We start from the raw sequence: 15,601 nt of genomic DNA, 5'->3' as shown, positions 1-15,601 counted from the left end.
AAACCGGCCTGCGGCGCCTAACCGGACTGCACGGCTTGCGCCGCGACAAAACCTTCGGGCAGGCCGATCAGCTGGTTCGGGATGTCCACGATGCCTGCGGCCGCTGAGTCGATTCCGCTGATTCGGCCCTGCAGGCCGCTGCCTTCGGCTTTCGACCAGGCTTCCTTGCGGGACCAGATCCGGGCCCGTCTGGGCAGTCTTTCGGCTGCCGGCAAAGCTGCCAAATCCTGCCGCTCCGCAGCGCTGAGCACCAGGTCGTCGAAGCCCTCGAAGCCGACTGACGCGATCCATTCCAGATCCACCCCGAGCCGGCTTCCGGGCGCTGCGGCGGCACCCAGCAACAACCAGCCGCGACGGCTGGAGCTGCTCAACGAGATCGGCAACGCTTCGCCCTGAGCCGCGAAGCCGGGCCGGCCGTGGTCCAGCTCCGGACCGGTGCCGTGTTCCGGGCAGCTGTACCGCGGCGCCAATCCGGCCGGGTCCAGGTCGAACAGCGCGGCCGCGAAAATCCGCACGGCGGTCCGCCGCGCGATGAAGTCGCGGCGCAGTTCCGCGGTGGCGAAGCGCTCGGCCCGGACCGTTTCGGGGCCGTTGAGCCAGGCCGGCTCCGGTGTCACGCCGGCTAGTTGCACCGCTTGCAGGGCCACGCCGTCGAACCTCACCGGTTCACCGGTCATTAATCGGTGGTTCACTCCCCCACTCTATGGTCGGGACATGGTCGAAATGAAGCTCGCGCTGCCCGGATTCAGTGTTTTGGACGCCGACGACGACGATCCGGTGTTGATCGGCCCGGACGGCGTGGCGGTGGACACCTGGCGCGAAGGCTATCCCTACGACACCCGGCTGTCCCGTGAAGTCTACGAAATGGACAAGCGTCTGCTGCAGATCGAACTGTTGAAATTGCAGAATTGGGTCAAGGACACCGGACGGCGCATCGTGCTGCTCTTCGAAGGCCGGGACGCCGCCGGCAAGGGCGGCACGATCAAGCGGTTCACCGAACATCTGAACCCGCGCGGCGCGCGGGTGGTCGCGCTGGAAAAGCCCACCGAACGGGAACAGAGCCAATGGTATTTCCAACGTTACGTCTACCACCTGCCGGCAGCCGGGGAAATGGTGTTGTTCGACCGTTCCTGGTACACCCGTGCCGGGGTGGAGCGGGTGATGGGCTTCTGCTCCGAGGCGCAATACGCCGAGTTCCTCCGCCAGGCTCCGGCCTTCGAGAAAATGCTGGTCAACGACGGCATCGACGTGGTGAAGTTCTGGTTCTCCGTCTCCCGGGCCGAGCAGTTCACCCGGTTCACGATCCGGCAGGTCGATCCGGTCCGGCAATGGAAACTTTCGCCGATGGACTTGGCTTCCCTGGACAAATGGGATGCCTACACTGCGGCCAAGGAAGCGATGTTCCGGAAGACCGATACCCGGCATTCCCCGTGGACCGTGGTGAAGAGCAACGACAAGAAGCGCGCCAGGCTGGAGGCCATGCGCCATGTCCTGGCCCGGTTCGACTACCCGGGCAAGGACCACGACGTGGTGGGCACCCCGGACCGGTTGATCGTGGGCCGGGCCGCCGAACTTTCCACTCCGGGCGATATCGATTCATTCTGATTTTTTTCTGAATTTTTCCTGGACTTATTCTGAACGACTTCATTGGCCAGAAAATGGATTCTGCCAAAAATTCGGGTTAACGATTCACGAAGGAAACATAAAGATTCCATAAAGAGATCCGATGTTTAGTGAAACCTGTGCTTAGGATGTGATTGCCGCCCGGGGATGGCGTCAATCTTTCTTCCTGGAGAGATCATTTGATTCTCCTCGGGCGTGCTTTTGGAAACAATAAGTCACCAAAACTACCCTGAGGAAAAATTGCACCATGAGACGAATTGGGCTTCTCATCACGACCGCAACCCTGGCCGTCGGCCTGCTGGCCGGTACCGCTCCGGCCGCGAGTGCCGCCGGCGGAATCAGTTCGAACACCAAACACACCTTGGCCGACCTGCCGTGCGACGGCGTGCAGTACCCGGTGCTGACGTCGAAGAACGCATACACCGAAGCGGCGGGCACCACGGTCCGGTTGCCGAAGGGCGTGAAGAGCACACTGACCACGACGGACAGCACCACGACGATCGACCAAGTCCAAGATTCGTACACGCAGTCGGTCAAATTGGCCATCGGGCTGTCGCCTGAATTCACGAAATCGCTCAAGGGCAGCGCCGGAGCCGATTACACCTACACCCGGAGCACGACCTATACCAACGGCACCACGGTGGCCTTTTCGCAGAGCAATCAGATTTCGCTGACCGCTCAAGTCGACGGCCTGACCGCCACACCGACGTTCTACAAACTCCAAGGTTGGGGGGCCTACTGGAAGTGCGATGTCAACACCACCGCGCAAGTCAAGATGAGCGCGGATGACGCGGTGCGGATCGACATCGTAGAAGCCAGCGGCTGGGTTTTGGAGAAGAACGGGCAGCCGGCGAGCAAGAACGATTTCACCAGCAATTGATTGATACTCGAACACTACAAAGGATTTCCATGAAAAAGCGTATAATCGCCGTATTATCAATTGCTTTCGTAATGTTGTTCGCGATTGTTCCGACAGCTTCCGCAGCCGGCAAGATCGTCTTCAAGGAATACACCGATGAAGGAAAATATTACTTCTACTACCCAGAGGTTTGTTCGGTTTCCTGGAATTCAGCGCCAAGTTATGACGGCAGCACTGTGGGTGTGGCTTGCCCAGCAGGATATGGATTCAAGAGTTTCGAGGTCATTTACGGCTCCGGAGCTCCGGGCGGAATCATCGCCGACAACAAGTCAATGACATACGATGCCAACGGCCAAGACCACGTCTTCCCGGTAACCGTCGCACCGCATGCGTTTCCTGTTCCGCCCGCGATCGTCAACTCCTATTGGACTAACCTCAAGGTGATCCCGAAATTCTAGACGCTCGAGTCTAGGCCTTAGCTGAAAATCAGCGCCTGGGGCGCTCTCGATTCGTGATGAGTCGGGAGCGTCCCTGCTGTGCACCCCCGGGGCTGCCCGGCCCAGCCCGGCCAGTGATTCGGTTCAGCCCAATGATTCGGTTCAGCCCAGTGATTCAGCGAGCGAACGCAGTTCTTCGATTCCCCGGGCCGCTTCCAAGGCGCGCTCCAGCGCGGCGTCATGGTCCGGCCCGGCCGCTTGCAGGGCGGCCAAACCGGCCTCGGTGACTTCGGTATAGATACCGCGCCGGTCGTCGGCGCAAAGATAGCGGGACAAGAAACCGCGCATCTCCAGCCGGTTGACCAGTCGTGTGGTCGCGCTGCTGGACAAGGCCGCAGACCGGGCCCGCGACCGGACCTTGGCGATCAGCCTGGCAGCGCTGACCGCAGTGCTCGTGGTCTTCGCGGTCTTCGCCGCCAACCCGGTGGTCACGGTATCCGCGCTGGTTCTGATGGCCGGTTTCGGCTTCGGCACGGTACCCGGCCTGCAAATGCGGATCATGCACTTCGCGCAGGAGGCGCCCACGCTCGCTTCCGGCAGCAACATCGCCGCCTTCAACGTCGGCAATGCGCTCGGCGCCTGGCTCGGCGGTGTCGGCATCGGCGCCGGTTTGGGCTTCACCTCGCCAATCTGGATCGGCGCGATCCTCTCCGGCGCGGGACTGCTGGTGATCCTGGTGGCGGCCAAAGCTGCGGCACAGCGGCCGGCCCCGATTGCCGAAGCCGCTGCCCCGGCGCCGCTGCCGGCGCCCTGACCCGGTCCGAACCTCCGCCCGGATCATCCTGCACCCGGTCCCACTGAGTCAATGCATTCGGTGGGACCGACCGGTTCTGTCCCACCGGGCAGACGCACTCAGTGGGACAGAACCGCGATAGTGCCGGTCAAGAGTGCCGGTCAAGCTCAGCGTTGCACCGCTCCGAAGGCCTCGGCCGCAGCGGCAACGGCCGCAGCTTTGGCCGCGGTCGCATCCTCCGCGGTCAGGGTCCGGTCCGCGGCCCGGAAGCGCAGACCGAAGGCCAGCGACTTCTTGCCTTCGGCGACATTCGGTCCGCGGTAGTCGTCGAACAGCGCGACGTCCTCGAGCAACTCCCCGGCCCCGGAACGCAGCACTTCGAGCACCTCGCCGGCGGGCAGGCCGGCGTCGACCACCAGGGCTACGTCTTGGGTCGCCACCGGGAAAGTCGACAGCGGCTTGGCCACGATCACGTCCGCAGCAGCTTCGATGAGCGCCTCGGCGTCGAACTCCACGGCGACGGTCCGCGCCGGAAGATCGGATCCGGCCAGGAGCTTCGGATGCAGCTCGCCGGCGTAACCGAGCAATCCGCCGTCGCGCAGCTCCAAGCGCGCCGTCCGGCCGGGATGGAAGGCCTGGTGCTGGCCCTGGACCGCCACCAGGTCCACACCGAGCACCTCGGCGGCCAACCTGGCCACGTCGATTGCGTCCGCATAGTCCCAGACACGCGGCGTGTGCCCTGGCGCCTCGGGCGAATCATGCCCGGTGAGCACCGCGGCCACATGCAACGGCTGCTCCGGAATCCCGTCGTACAAGGCGTCGAGGACTTCGTCCGAAGGCTTCACGCCGAGCGGCGGAATCGACGCCGTGCCCATGGTCGAACCGGGCCGGAACACCGCGCCGGCTTCGAACAACGCCAGGTCCCGGAAACCCCGGGAGACATTGCGTTTGGCCACCTCGAGCAACCCAGGCAGCACCGAGGTCCGGAGGAAGCCGAATTCCTCGCTGATCGGATTCGCGAGTTTCACCGCCGGCACTTCGGCACCGGCCTCGGCCGCACCGAAGGTCCCGTTCATCGCCTTCGAAACGAACGGGTAGGCAAGCACCTCGGTCAGCCCGGAATCGGCGAGCGACTGGAGCATCAGACGGCGCTGTTGCTGCAGCCGGCTCAGACCACGGCCAGGCGGGGCAACAGGAAGTGTGGAGGGAATCTTGTCGTAGCCGACCAGCCGGGCAATTTCCTCGGCCAGGTCGTCCGGGGTCTCCAGATCAGGGCGCCAGGACGGCACGGTCACGCCGTAAATGCCGTCGGAAACCGAAACCGTCGCGCCGAGGTCCCGGAGCGTGCCTTCGATCTGTTCCGCGGTGAATTGGATGCCGACCCGGCGGGCCGGGTAGCCGGCTTCGAAGCCGATCGTAGCGGCCTGGAATTCCGGGAAGACATCGGTCCCGTGCGGGTCTGCGCTGCCGCCGGCCAAATCGACCAGCAAATCGACCGCACGCTGGGCGGCCACATCGGCGACCAACGGGTCCACCCCGCGTTCGAAGCGTTTGGACGCCTCGGAAGGCAACTTGTGCCGCCGCCGGCTGCGCGCAATGGACACCGCCTCGAAGTGCGCGGCTTCGATCAGCACATCCGTCGTGCTCGCGGAGACCTCGGTCGCCGCGCCGCCCATCACTCCGGCGATGCCGATCACGCCGGAATCGTCGGTGATCACCAGATCTTCGGCGTCGAGCGCGCGGTCCTTGCCGTCCAGGGTGCGCAACGACTCCCCCGCAACCGCCCGGCGGACCACGATCGGTCCGGAGAGCTGGTCCAGATCGTAGAAGTGCAGCGGTTGGCCGAGCTCCCACATCACGTAATTGGAAATGTCCACGGGCAGCGAAATCGAGCGGATTCCGGCCAGCCGCAACCGGGAGACCATCCACTGCGGAGTCGGGATCGACATGTCGATGCCCCGGACCACCCGGGCCACGAACCGGTCCGCCCCCGGCTTGCCGTAGACCGGAGTCCCGTCTTCGAGCCGCACCGGGTAGCCCTGTCCGTCCGCCGGCGCCACCACCGGCAAGGATGCAGGATCGGTGAACTCGGTGCCGGTGGCATGCGCATACTCCCGGGCGATGCCGCGGATCGAAAACGCATAGCCGCGGTCCGGGGTCACATTGACCTCGGCGGCCTGGTCGTCCAGACCGAGCAAGCCGTAGACATCGGTACCGGGTTCAGGATCCAAACCCCAGCTGGAAAGCACCACGATGCCGTCGTGGTCTTGGCCGATGCCGAGCTCCCGGGACGAGGCGATCATGCCGGCCGAGGTGTGGCCGTAGGTTTTTCGCGGCGAAATTCGGAAGTCGCCCGGCAGCACGGCACCCGGCAACGTCACGATGACTTTGTCGCCTTCGACGAAATTGTGCGCACCGCAGACGATGCCCTGCACGCCGTCGGGCGAGATCCCTTCGGCTTGGAGCGTTTGGGCCTGGCCCTCCGGCACGACCCGCACCTGGCACCAGTTGATGGTCTTGCCGTTGCTCTGCGGTTCTTTCACGATCGAGATCACTTGGCCGACCACGATCGGTCCGGAAAGCGAGTCGGTGGGCCGGTGCACGGCCTCTTCTTCCAACCCGACGCGGACCAGATCGGCCATCACGTCCTCGGCACTGGCCTCGGCGGGGACGGCGGCGAACTCACGCAGCCATGACAAAGGTATACGCATGATTAGACAACTCTCTCTTTCAAATCTGCATCCCGAAGTGCTGGCTGAAGCGGATGTCGCCTTCGATCATTTCGCGCATGTCGGAGACTTCGTTGCGGAACATCAGGGTCCGTTCGATGCCCATGCCGAAGGCGAAGCCCGAATATTCTTCCGGGTCGATGCCGGCGGCGCGGAGCACGTTCCGGTTCACCATGCCGCAACCGCCCCATTCGATCCAGCGCGGACCGCCCTTCGCGCCCGGGTGCCAGATGTCCAGCTCGGCGGAGGGTTCGGTGAACGGGAAGTAGTTCGGCCGCAACCGGATCTGCGCATCGTCGCCGAACATCTGCCGGGCGAAGTGCTCCAGGGTGCCACGCAGATCCGCCATGGTCAGGTTCTTGTCGATCGCCAAGCCCTCGAACTGGTGGAACACCGGAGTGTGCGTGGCATCGAGTTCGTCGGTACGGAAGGTCTTGCCCGGGCACAGCACGTAGATCGGCAGCTCGCGTTCGAGCATCGAACGGACCTGCACCGGCGAAGTGTGCGTGCGGAGCAGCAGATGCGCTTCCGGCGGCTCCACGAAGAAGGTGTCCTGCAATTCCCGGGCCGGGTGGTCCGGCTTGAAGTTCAGCGCGTCGAAGTTGAACCACTCGGATTCGAGTTCCGGGCCTTCGGCGATTTCCCAGCCCATCCCGACGAAGATGTCGCTGACCCGTTCCTGCAAGGTGGACAACGGGTGCCGGGCACCGGCCCGGCGGCGGCGTGGAGCAGCCGTGACGTCGACGGCTTCTTCGACCAGGATCCGTTCGGCAGCTTCGGCTTCCAGGATTTCGGTTCGCGCGGCGAGTGCCTGGTTGACCTGCCCACGGGCCGTGCCCATGAGCTTGCCGGCGGTCGCCTTGAGTTCCTTGGCGAGGTCTTTGATGCCGCGGTTGGCCAGGCTCAGCGGTGATTTTTCACCGGTGTGCGCCAACCGGGCAGCCTTGAGCTGCGCCAAATCGCCGGCCTCGGCGATCGCGGCGAGCGCGTTGCCAACGGCGAGCGCCAGGCCCGCCTCGTCGGTCGGTTCGGGGACGGCGGGGTCCGCCGGGAGTTGTTCGGTCATAGGAGAACGCACCTTGGTCGTGGGAATGCCGCCATTAGTCTATTCATTCCGACCGCCCAGCCGTGAATCTGCCATGCGGATCTGCCCGCCCGGGCAGCCGCCGCGGGCGGGCGGCTCGGCTTCGCGGTGAGCGGAAGCCGTCGCGGAGCACTGGGAAAGCCCAGCTCCGACGGTTAGCGTGGGAGTCATCAGCCCCACTGACAGGAGTTCCGATGGACCAGAACAACCCAATGGATCAGTACAGCCCGAACAACACCGTCACCGTGACCGGCCACGGACGGGCCAGCCAAGCCCCCGACGTGCTGACGCTCAATATCAGCGTGGAGGTCAGCCGCCGCACTTTGGTGGGCGCCTATCAGGATGCGGCCCGTTCGATGCAGGCGGTGCAGCAGGCTTTGGCCGCAGCCGACGTCGAACGCAAAGACAGCGCCACCAGCGGCCTTTCGCTGCGCTCCGAAACCGTATGGCAGGAGGACAAGGGCAATGTGGTCACCGGCTACACCTGCTCCAGCACCTTGACCGTCCGGATGGGCTTCAAGGACGGAGCTTCTGACAGCGCGCAGCAGGTGATTGCGAAAATCGTCGAAGCCGGCGGCAACGACGTCCGGCTCAACGGCTTGCAGCCGGAAATCTCCGATCCCGGCGAGGTCGCCGAACAGGCCCGGACCTTGGCTTGGGCCGATGCGGCCCGCAATGCCAACCATTTTGCCGAGTTGGCCGGCCGGAAACTGGGCCGGGTGCTGGCCATCTCGGAGGGTCAGGACACCGGCTCCGGACCGGTGCCGATGCGCCGGATGTCCTATGCCGCAGAGGTCGCGATGCCGATCGAAGCCGGCGAAAGCAGTGTCGGCGCGAGTGTCACCGCAACCTGGGAACTGGTCTGAACTGAGCCGCCGGAGCAGTCCACTGGGCCCGGCTAGGCCTTGATCTCCCGTTTGAGGATCTTGCCGGTCGGGCCCTTTGGCAGCGCTTCGACGATCCGGACCTCCCTCGGGTACTTGTAAGCGGCGATCCGGTCCTTGACGAAATCCCGGATTTCCTCCGCCAGCTGCTCCGGCGGTGCCGCACCGGGGGCATCGGCCTTGAGTGCCACCACGGCAATGATCTCTTCGCCGTGGTCCGGGTCGGGACGGCCGATCACCGCGGCTTCGGCCACCGCCGGATGCTGGTAGAGCACCTCTTCGACCTCGCGCGGGTAGACGTTGTAGCCGCCGCGCAGGATCATGTCCTTTTTGCGGTCCACGATGAAGTACACGCCGTCTTCGTCCTGCCTGGCCAGGTCTCCGGTGTAGAACCAGCCGTCCCGGATCGCGGCCGCCGTGGCCTCCGGGTTCCGCCAATACCCCTTCATCACATACGGCCCGGCCACCGCCATTTCGCCGACCTCCCCGGCCGCCACCGGCTCGCCGTCGTCGTTCATGATGCGCAGTTGCGCACCGCGCACTGCGGTGCCGATCGAGCCGGCTTTGCGGATGCCGTCCCGCTGGTTGAAGCTGACCACCGGAGACGTTTCGGACAAACCATAGCCCTCCAGGATCGGTGCCCCGAAAGCCGATTCGAACTCCCGGAGCACTTCGAGCGGCAGCGCCGCGCCGCCGGAGACTGCGACTTTCAAACTGGAAAGGTCGAACCGTTCCCGGTCCGGGACTCGCAGCAAACCGATGTACATCGTCGGCACGCCTTCGAAGATCGTGACCTGGTCCCGTTGGATGATCTCCAGGGCCTTGGCCGGATCGAAGCGCGGCAGCAAAGTGACCGTGGCTCCGGACATGATCGCCTCGTTCAACGCGCAGGTCTGGCCGAAGATGTGGAAGAACGGCAGCCCGCCGAAAATCACGTCGCCCACGCCGACATCATGCAGGCTCCGGGAGACCTCGGCATTGCCGAGCAGATTCGAATGCGTCAGCTCGGCCCCTTTGGGCCGCCCGGTGGTACCCGAGGTGTAGAGGATCACTGCAGTGTCGTCCCCCGCCGCCTCAGTGATCGGGCTGAGCGCTTCATGGCCGGACAAGGTCGGGATCAGCAAGGCGTCGATGCTGATCAGATCGGCTCCGGCCGCTTCCGCGCCCGGAGCCACCTCGGCCAGCACGCCTTCCCAAGCGAACACCAAAGAGGTCTGCGAGTCCTGCAGGTGGTACGCCACCTCGCGGGATTTGAGCAGCGGGTTGAGCGGTACCACCACCGCACCGTAGCGCAGGATGCCGTAGTAGACCACCGGCATTTGCGGGATGTTCGGGCTCACGATGGCTACCCGGTCGCCCTTGGCGATCCCTTTGGCCGCCAGCATCCCGGCGAGCTTCGCGCTCAACTGGTCCAGCGCCGCGTAACTGAGCTCGATGTCGTCCAGCTTGATCGCAATAGCGTCCGGGTGAGCCGCCGCGGAATTGCGCAGAATGCTTGCCACGTTCGGCATGGTGGTCTCCTTTGTCCACGGGACGTCCGGCGTCGACCGCCGCAAGCCCCAACCGGTGCGAATAATGTGCCCCTCATCACACAGCGTAACGACCTGGCCTGGCCGCCAGTTCCCTTCCCCGACTCCGCCGAGGGCCGGCCGGACACGGTTCGGCGAGCTTCCATGATTAGAACCCATTTTCTAATTTGCTTGAAATTGCATAGCATTTATGTTCGAATAACAGCATGCGATGGCAATCCCAGGACGTCACCCGCCAAATGGCTCTGGACCTGCCGGGAGGCCAATCCGGTGCGGCAGCAGCAGAGCACGCTGCCGCACCGCTCGGCCAAGCTGCGCTGTTGCCGATGCAAGGGTTTCTGCGCACGGTGCGGACTCCGGAGTTCGCCGGCGTGACCTTCCACGAAGTCGCCGCGAAATCCGTGTTGAACAAAGTCCCCGAGTCTTCCACGATGCCGTTCAGTTGGACGATCAACCCCTACCGCGGTTGCTCCCATGCCTGCGTTTACTGCTTCGCCCGGAAGTCGCACACCTACTTGGACTTCGACCCGGGGCTCGACTTCGATTCCCAGGTGGTGGTGAAGGTCAATGCGGTGGAGGTGCTGCGCAGCGAATTGGCCAGACCCGGTTGGGGGCGGCATCACGTGGCACTCGGCACGAATACCGATCCCTACCAACGCGCGGAAGGGCGTTACGCCTTGATGCCTGGAATCATCTCCGCGCTGGCGGACTCCGGCACTCCACTGTCGATCCTGACCAAAGGCACCCTGCTGGGCCGGGACATCCCGGCGCTCAAAGCCGCATCGCGGCAGATACCCATCGGCATGGGCATTTCGCTGGCGCTGACCGATGAGGCTCTCGGCAAGGTCATCGAACCGGGCACCCCCACGCCCAAGGCCCGGCTGGCGTTGATTTCAAAGCTGCGCGAAGCCGGACTCCCCTGCGGTGTGATGGCCATGCCGATCCTGCCCTGGCTCACGGACAGCGAAGAAGCTTTGGATTCGCTCTTCGGCGCATTGGCTGCCGCCGGGGCCACCGGCGTCACGGCCGGCGCAGTGTACCTGCGCAGCGGCACCCGGGATTGGTTCATGTCCTGGCTCGGTAAGAACTATCCGCAGTTGGTGCCCAAGTACCGCGGGCTCTTCGGCTCCGGATCATACGCGCCGAAGGAGTACCGGCAGTGGCTGGCGCACCGGGTCAACGCTGCCAAAGCCCGGCACGGCTTCGCCGGGACCCAGGCGTACATGCACCGAACGGTGCTCGATGCGCGGGTCGAAGAAGCCCGATATCCGGAAGGCAGCTTGCCGGAACCCGTGGAATCCGGGCGCTGGCCGGTGCGGGCTCCCCGGAGCCACCAGGACTCCGGCAGCCGGCCAACCGCCGGCACCGGACAGCGGCCTGGTCGGCGGCCCGGAAACGGGACACCCGGCCAGACCGCCGAACCGATGCTTTTCTGAATGCTCTGCCGGCCGGGAAGGCCCGTCGGTTAGCCGCTCTTGCGGCGGAACTCACGCTTCGTCGCGGCTGAAGCGTGTGCGGTGCTGATTTTGGTGTTCTGCGAGGCTTCTACGGTTGCGTGGTGCTTCGCGTTCTTCTTCTCCAGTGCTTCCCGAAACTTACGTTTCGTGTCTTCACTGGCCGATTGCTCGCTGGCCGAATGGTCCTCCGTGGAAGCGTTCTGATCCTGCCCCGATGCTGACATCTGGCTCTCCTTGCTTGAAACTGCCGGCTTCCGACCACTGCCGAAAAGACAAGTCTGGCACAGTTCGGGTCCGGGCACATATGCTGGCAATCCTGGTCGGGCGCGGGATAGGCTCGGCACATGGTCAATAGCGTCGCCTTCGAACAAATTGCTCCGGTCTTCCCCGTGCTCGACGTAGAGCGGTCGATCAGGCATTACGCCGCCTTGGGCTTCGAGGTCGCCAAATACGACGGCGATGAAGATTATGCCTACGCCAAACTCGGCAACATCCGGATCCACTTGTGGCAAGCTCCGGGCATCGACCCGGAAACCAACTTTTCCTCGGCCTTCATCGAAGTCGACGATGCGGATGCACTGGCGGCCCAGTGGAAAGCGGTATCGGATGCTGCCGAGATCCGCTGCCCCACGAGCCTGCCGGTGGATACCGAGTACGGATTGCGCGAAGGTGCCCACGTGGACCCGGACGGGAATCTGATGCGGTTCGCGCACAAAATCGCTTGATCCCGGGTTCGGACTTCAGCCCCGGGTGAGCCGGACGAGTTCGGCCACAATCGGACCATCCGCCGGAATCCACGGCAGCGCACGCAACGGCTCCGGGTCGGCCAAATCCAGCCAACGCAACTCGTCGTGGTCTTCCAGTGCGGTCGGAACTCCGGATTCGATCTGCACGAACCAGACCCGCATGACCGCAGTGCCCGCGAGCGGCCATGCCGGGAGGCCCGGTGCGGCCAATTCGGCACCGGCCCGAACCGTGATTCCGAGTTCCTCGAGGAGCTCCCGATGCAGCGCAGCAAGCGCTTCCTCGCCGGGCTCGACCTTTCCCCCCGGGAACTCCCACATCCCGGCCAGAGCCTCCGGAGCACTTCGCCGGCCGACCAGAATCCGGCTCGGCGCAGCGAGGTCATCCACGATCGCGGCACCGACGATCAGCTTGGCCGCGGTATTGCCAGCACTGGCCGAGTTCACCGGCCACCATGTTTCGTCGTCACGACACCAGTTTACGGACCGCGACGTGATGGAATAGAGGCGCACTCACCACCTCGGAAAGATCCCTCCCCCATGCAACAGCATCCGCAGCACGGATATTCACCCCGTCACGTCGCCCTGGCCATCGCTTCGCTCGCCATGGGCGGATTCGGCATCGGCACCATCGAGTTCGCCATGATGGGCCTGCTGCCCAATGTCGCCGAAGGCGTCGGGGTGAGCATTCCGGACGCCGGGCACTTGATTTCCGCCTACGCCCTCGGCGTGGTGATCGGCGCTCCGGTCTTGGCCGCGGTCGCCGCCAAGCTGCCGCGCAAAAGTGTGCTCCTGGCCCTGATGGGCCTGTTCACGCTGGGGAACTTCTCGTCCTTCTTCGCGAACGACTTCTGGTCGCTTTTCATCACCCGGTTCATCTCCGGCTTGCCGCATGGCGCCTTTTTCGGGGTCGCGGCCGTGGTTGCGGCGTCACTGGTCGCGCCCAGCAAACGCGGCCGGGCCATCTCCATGGTGATGCTCGGCCTGTCCATCGCCAATGTCATCGGCGTCCCCGCGGCGACCTTCCTCGGCCAGCAATTCGGCTGGCGCCTGCTCTTCGTCCTGGTCGCCCTGATCGGGGCACTGACCGTGCTCTGCATCTGGATCTCCGTGCCGGCCCAGCCCGCCGCAGTCGGCGCATCGATTCGCGGCGAGCTCGGTGCACTCAAACGGGTGCAAGTCTGGTTGGCGCTGCTGATCGGGATCGTCGGCTTCGGAGGCTTTTTCGCGGTGTACGCGTACATCGCGCCGACCATGACCGAAGTCACCGGGCTGGCCGCCGAATGGCTGCCGCTGGTGGTCGCGCTGTACGGCATCGGGATGGTGTTGGGCAATATCGTGGGCGGGCGGTTGGCGGACCGTTCGGTGATGGGCAGCATCTACCTCATGATGGGCGTGATCGCCGTCGTCCTGTTGGTGTTCAGCGTCGCGGTCCACCAAGTTTGGTCCGCACTCCCGCTGGTGCTGCTGATCGGTGCCTCCGGCTCGATGCTGGTCCCGGCCTTGCAGACCCGGTTGCTCGACGTTTCGCCCGGGGCGCCGTCGTTGGCCTCCTCGATGAACCACTCCGCACTGAACATCGCCAACGCGCTGGGGGCGTTCCTCGGCGGCCTGGTCATCGCCTGGGGGTGGGGCTATGTGGCGCCCGCGCTGGTCGGTGCCGGGTTGGCGGTGCTCGGCCTGGGCATAGCCCTGCTGAGCGGCCGGGTCGATCGGGCCGCAGCGCGCAGCGCCGCGGAGTCCCGGGAACGACTCAACCAACCGAGCCGGCACTGAGGCTCGCCACTACCGAGAACGCGTTGGAGGCGGCCAAGCCGAAGATCACGTCGACCTTTTCCGCGCCGCGGGAAAAACTGCGTCCGGTGGCGTCGGCGAGCGGCCGGTCATTGGCCGGAGTGAAACCGGCGGCGGTCAGCGAGGCGGTGTAGAAATCGAACACTGCCGCCTGGTCCAAGCCGGTATCCACATTCATGGTCGCCGCATACATCGGCTCGATCAGTTCCAAGGACCGCTTGGTCACCGTGCTCTGCGGCGGTGTCTGGAGCAGTGCGGACGGAAAGTTCTGCGTCGCCGACGGCGTCGCCGAGCTCGTTGCACTGCTCGGAGGCACCGTAGAAGCGGCGCCTCCACTGGATGCATTGTTGCCGCAAGAGCTCAACACCAAAACCGCCGCAACCGCAGCTGCCAGCAGCGTGGCCTTGCCGAAAATCGAATTTTGCACAGTCTTCCCCCATCAGAGCTTCGATGCCGTTCCGGAACGGCCGGTTACCTTGGCTCAACCGGCAAACCGCACAAATGGTTCCGCTTGCGGTCGCTTCGTTACCAGGCAGAAACCGGGTGCCCGGGGCGCTGCTCAGGATGCAGGCCGATCGGGACCGGTGCCGATTGGCTCCGCGGCCTCGGTTGCGCTGAAGATATCCGGTTCCAAATAGATGACTTTGGCAATCGGCACGGCTTGGCGGACCCGACGTTCGGCATCGTTGATCGCCTGGGCGATGGCGGCCCCGGTATCCGAATCCGGCACCGCGATCTTGGCCGCCACGAGCAATTCCTCCGGACCCAAATGCAGGGTTTTGAGGTGGATGATCCGGCTGACTCCCGGGCCCAGCAAAGCGTCCTCGATGGCAGCCACATGCTCCGCGGTGGCGGACTCGCCCAGCAGCAGGGACTTCGTCTCGATCGCGAGCACTACCGCAACCAGGACCAGGAGTAGGCCGATCAAGGCAGTGCCGACCGCATCCCAGATGCCGTCGCCGGTCAGCAACGTCATCGAGACGCCGAACAGCGCGAAGAGCAAGCCGAGCAACGCCGCCGAATCCTCCAACAGGACCACCGGCAGTTCGGGGGCCTTGGCGGTCCGGACGAACGAGAACCAGGAGCGCCGCCCGCGGCTGCGATTCGATTCCCGGATTGCGGTCCGGAAGGAAAAGCCTTCCAAGACGATTGCTCCGACCAGCACGGCCAAGGGCACCCACCACCAAGGTCCTTCGAAACCATGCGGGTCGTGGAACTTCTCCCCGGCTTCGTAGAGCGCGAACAGCCCGCCGACGCTGAACAGCACGATGGAAACAATGAAGGCATAGAGATAGCGTTCCCGGCCGTAGCCGAAGGGGTGTTCCGGGCTGGCCTGGCGTTTGGCGCGTTTGCCGCCCAGCAGGAGCAGCAGCTGGTTCCCCGAATCCGCCACGGAGTGGATGGATTCGGCCAGCATCGACGATGATCTGGTCAACAGGAAGGCCAGGAACTTCAGCACTGCAATGGCCAGATTCGCCGAAAGCGCCGCAATGATGGCCTTGTTTCCGCCTTCGGTGGACATCTGGGTTCTCCTCGGTGATCCTGCGGCCGCAGCAGCATCCGCAATGTTTTTGTGACTTTCGGCCCGGTCGCCACACCCGACACGCCCCAAATCGTTACTCGCAGCAAGCATACGCAAAGCAGCCGGACAGGCGTAGCGTTGAATCCG

At 64.5% G+C, this 15,601-nt stretch carries 15 protein-coding genes and 2 pseudogenes; 8 read left to right on the top strand and 9 right to left on the bottom strand.

The window, feature by feature from the left end; translation table 11 throughout:
* Nucleotides 1–17 precede the first annotated feature (17 nt).
* Nucleotides 18–692 (bottom strand): 4'-phosphopantetheinyl transferase family protein, encoded by a 675-nt coding sequence (locus tag JOE69_RS15365; RefSeq protein WP_309800151.1) that lies wholly within the window; start codon nucleotides 690–692, stop codon nucleotides 18–20.
* Between the two features lie 22 nt (nucleotides 693–714).
* Here JOE69_RS15365 and ppk2 point away from each other — a divergent pair, with 22 nt between their 5' ends.
* The 3 genes from ppk2 (at nucleotide 715) to JOE69_RS15350 (ending at nucleotide 2,940) form a co-directional block, all read left to right on the top strand.
* Nucleotides 715–1,605, top strand: coding sequence for a polyphosphate kinase 2 (ppk2, locus tag JOE69_RS15360; protein ID WP_309800148.1), 891 nt, complete (start codon nucleotides 715–717; stop codon nucleotides 1,603–1,605).
* 265 nt (nucleotides 1,606–1,870) lie between these two features.
* Entirely contained in the window at nucleotides 1,871–2,503 is a 633-nt protein-coding gene (locus tag JOE69_RS15355) for a hypothetical protein (RefSeq protein ID WP_309800146.1), read from the top strand.
* Between the two features lie 29 nt (nucleotides 2,504–2,532).
* Complete coding sequence (locus JOE69_RS15350; protein ID WP_309800143.1) at nucleotides 2,533–2,940, top strand: hypothetical protein; 408 nt, start codon at nucleotides 2,533–2,535, stop codon at nucleotides 2,938–2,940.
* 141 nt (nucleotides 2,941–3,081) lie between these two features.
* Here the strand turns inward: JOE69_RS15350 and JOE69_RS15345 are convergent.
* Nucleotides 3,082–3,339, bottom strand: a pseudogene (locus tag JOE69_RS15345) (MarR family transcriptional regulator); the annotation flags it as partial.
* Between JOE69_RS15345 and JOE69_RS15340 the strand changes: the two are divergent.
* Nucleotides 3,308–3,733 (top strand): annotated as a pseudogene (locus tag JOE69_RS15340) (MFS transporter); the annotation flags it as partial. The pseudogenes JOE69_RS15345 and JOE69_RS15340 overlap by 32 nt on opposite strands.
* A 146-nt stretch (nucleotides 3,734–3,879) precedes the next feature.
* On the opposite strand, the gene pheT reads toward JOE69_RS15340, so the two are convergent.
* Together pheT and pheS are read right to left on the bottom strand one after the other, a co-directional pair.
* Nucleotides 3,880–6,423: a phenylalanine--tRNA ligase subunit beta gene (gene pheT / locus JOE69_RS15335; protein ID WP_309800140.1), complete on the bottom strand. Its 2,544-nt coding sequence runs from the start codon at nucleotides 6,421–6,423 to the stop codon at nucleotides 3,880–3,882.
* Between the two features lie 19 nt (nucleotides 6,424–6,442).
* The gene (gene pheS / locus JOE69_RS15330) at nucleotides 6,443–7,507 is read right to left on the bottom strand and encodes a phenylalanine--tRNA ligase subunit alpha (protein ID WP_296364158.1); all 1,065 of its coding nucleotides are present in this window, start codon (nucleotides 7,505–7,507) and stop codon (nucleotides 6,443–6,445) included.
* Nucleotides 7,508–7,719: 212 nt separating this feature from the next.
* Here pheS and JOE69_RS15325 point away from each other — a divergent pair, with 212 nt between their 5' ends.
* Complete coding sequence (locus tag JOE69_RS15325; RefSeq protein WP_309800136.1) at nucleotides 7,720–8,391, top strand: SIMPL domain-containing protein; 672 nt, start codon at nucleotides 7,720–7,722, stop codon at nucleotides 8,389–8,391.
* 32 nt (nucleotides 8,392–8,423) lie between these two features.
* Here the strand turns inward: JOE69_RS15325 and JOE69_RS15320 are convergent, their stop codons facing one another.
* Nucleotides 8,424–9,920, bottom strand: a complete 1,497-nt coding sequence (locus JOE69_RS15320) for a long-chain-fatty-acid--CoA ligase (RefSeq protein WP_309800133.1) — start codon at nucleotides 9,918–9,920, stop codon at nucleotides 8,424–8,426.
* Between the two features lie 224 nt (nucleotides 9,921–10,144).
* On the opposite strand from JOE69_RS15320, the gene JOE69_RS15315 reads away from it, so the two are divergent.
* Nucleotides 10,145–11,374, top strand: a complete 1,230-nt coding sequence (locus tag JOE69_RS15315; protein WP_309800129.1) for an Rv2578c family radical SAM protein — start codon at nucleotides 10,145–10,147, stop codon at nucleotides 11,372–11,374.
* Nucleotides 11,375–11,403: 29 nt separating this feature from the next.
* Here JOE69_RS15315 and JOE69_RS15310 read toward each other — a convergent pair whose 3' ends face one another.
* Nucleotides 11,404–11,619: a DUF5302 domain-containing protein gene (locus JOE69_RS15310; RefSeq protein WP_309800126.1), complete on the bottom strand. Its 216-nt coding sequence runs from the start codon at nucleotides 11,617–11,619 to the stop codon at nucleotides 11,404–11,406.
* Between the two features lie 120 nt (nucleotides 11,620–11,739).
* Between JOE69_RS15310 and JOE69_RS15305 the strand changes: the two genes are divergently transcribed.
* Nucleotides 11,740–12,120, top strand: coding sequence for a bleomycin resistance protein (locus JOE69_RS15305; protein ID WP_296364153.1), 381 nt, complete (start codon nucleotides 11,740–11,742; stop codon nucleotides 12,118–12,120).
* Nucleotides 12,121–12,135: 15 nt separating this feature from the next.
* Here JOE69_RS15305 and JOE69_RS15300 read toward each other — a convergent pair whose 3' ends face one another.
* Entirely contained in the window at nucleotides 12,136–12,585 is a 450-nt protein-coding gene (locus tag JOE69_RS15300) for a (deoxy)nucleoside triphosphate pyrophosphohydrolase (protein WP_309800124.1), read from the bottom strand.
* 93 nt (nucleotides 12,586–12,678) lie between these two features.
* Here JOE69_RS15300 and JOE69_RS15295 point away from each other — a divergent pair, with 93 nt between their 5' ends.
* Nucleotides 12,679–13,914: an MFS transporter gene (locus JOE69_RS15295; protein ID WP_309800122.1), complete on the top strand. Its 1,236-nt coding sequence runs from the start codon at nucleotides 12,679–12,681 to the stop codon at nucleotides 13,912–13,914.
* Here the strand turns inward: JOE69_RS15295 and JOE69_RS15290 are convergent.
* Together JOE69_RS15290 and JOE69_RS15285 are read right to left on the bottom strand one after the other, a co-directional pair.
* Entirely contained in the window at nucleotides 13,892–14,359 is a 468-nt protein-coding gene (locus JOE69_RS15290; RefSeq protein ID WP_309800120.1) for a hypothetical protein, read from the bottom strand. The genes JOE69_RS15295 and JOE69_RS15290 overlap by 23 nt on opposite strands.
* Nucleotides 14,360–14,491: 132 nt before the next feature.
* Nucleotides 14,492–15,454 carry a cation diffusion facilitator family transporter gene (locus JOE69_RS15285; RefSeq protein ID WP_309800118.1) on the bottom strand — a complete coding sequence of 321 codons (963 nt, stop codon included), beginning with the start codon at nucleotides 15,452–15,454 and terminating at the stop codon, nucleotides 14,492–14,494.
* Between the last annotated feature and the right edge of the window lie 147 nt (nucleotides 15,455–15,601).

The sequence above is a fragment of the Arthrobacter russicus genome (assembly GCF_031454135.1).
GTDB classification, from domain to species: Bacteria; Actinomycetota; Actinomycetes; order Actinomycetales; family Micrococcaceae; genus Renibacterium; species Renibacterium russicum.
This window is presented reverse-complemented; position numbering and strand designations above follow the sequence as displayed.